Here is a 1460-nt window from a genome sequence, read left to right as displayed (position 1 = left end):
GTGATCATCCCCGGGAAGGCGCGCCCACATTCACGCCGCCCTACCAAGGCTCATCCACAGGTTCTGATCATTGCTCGCAGGCGGCCTCTTTCGTGATACTCCTTGACGCTGTCCGCGCAGGCTGGTCCGTCAGCAGCGATGTTCTCAATGAGCAACTAGGTCGCTTTTACGACCATCTCGCACGTGGCTTGTACATCGAGGCATACGACGGCTGCCCTGCGACACTCGGAGAAATTGAGCGGTATCTAGATATGGAACGGCGTGCCCTGTTCCTTGATGGGCCAAACGATGTGGATTGGATTTTCCAAAACGAGATCGTTGAGAGGCGTGAGGGGCAGCTCTACGTCGACTACGTGGCTTATGAGCACGGTTGCGAGTGGACATCGCCTCTTGGTCGCGACCAGTCCTACCGTCGGGTTCCTAAGGTCGTCGACTTAGTGCTGAGCTTACGTACAGCAGGAGTCTGTAACGCAGACGTCCTAGACAACCTGGTCGATGTATGGAGGCAGGTGGACATCACGGATCGAAATCTTCACTGGCAAAGCGTCCACCGGGCCAACATAGAGATAGCGGATGACCTCCTCCGAAGGAGCCGGGGCATCGAGCGCGTTCATATCAAACGGATCCTGAACGACTGGATACATCCCCTAAACCATCTTGATATGTCTCTCATCAAAGTGACTCGTGCTGAACTTCAGGCGAGGCGGGACCAGTGGATGAGCGAGCAGTGGAACTGACCAAGCCCAACATGAGTGCGGCGAGGGGGTCGGGGTGCCCCCGAGATGGGCGCGGGAGACGCCTTGAACCGCCAGCTCTCTCTGCAGTTCGTCCAGAGCAGCTTCGGGTGCCGCGAACTGTAGCCAACGACGCCAACTATCTGACCTGCCGTTTCTTAACGTTCCCAACGCTGGCAACGACAACACGCCTCCAGCGTGGAGTTCCGCTTCAACTGCACATCTGTCACTAGAGAGTCGCCGGCAACATCACGGTTGCTTGAAGGGCGTTGCGGCGCAACATGGAGTGCGCAGCCTGCAAGGCTAGGAGCCAGTAGCTGGAACCTGTTTTGGAAATTACGACTGTTGTTTGGAACGCGATCCATCAGGTGCCCTCGCGGTGGCACGTTTCAGTTTCGTCAGTCCTTAGTCCGTGCGAGTATCGCCAGTGTGATTTGGCACTTCCAGGCTCTGCTTGTCACTGCGATCGTGATACTGCCCGGCTCGGTCTATAGTTGAATTACACGTGCGTCGACTGCTAGGCCCCTAACGAAAATTAGGCGGCTCTTGATCTCTGTGCAGTCTTTCGCTCTCGGCCACGACATTTTTGGCGTCCTCTCGTGCATCGTCCTGATTCTTGTGCCATTTCTCGTAGCTCGCGTTGGGACTATGGGGACTTGACCCCGTGTGTTGGACACGCTGAATCCCGCAAGGTTGGCGGGGGAAGCGAGATGATCCACCACGATG

General features: G+C 56.7%; 1 protein-coding gene. It reads left to right on the top strand.

Going from position 1 to position 1460, the window contains the following annotated elements; all coding sequences use genetic code 11:
- The coding region (locus ACJH6H_RS29680) for a hypothetical protein (protein ID WP_406776384.1) at window positions 1-737 on the top strand (737 nt) is incomplete at its 5' end.
- Between the last annotated feature and the right edge of the window lie 723 nt (window positions 738-1460).

Origin of the sequence: Mycobacterium sp. SMC-21 (assembly GCF_045310825.1) — a bacterium.
Classification (GTDB): domain Bacteria; phylum Actinomycetota; class Actinomycetes; order Mycobacteriales; family Mycobacteriaceae; genus Mycobacterium.
The sequence above is the reverse complement of the archived record's forward strand: the minus strand, read 5'-3'. Positions and strand labels throughout refer to the sequence as shown.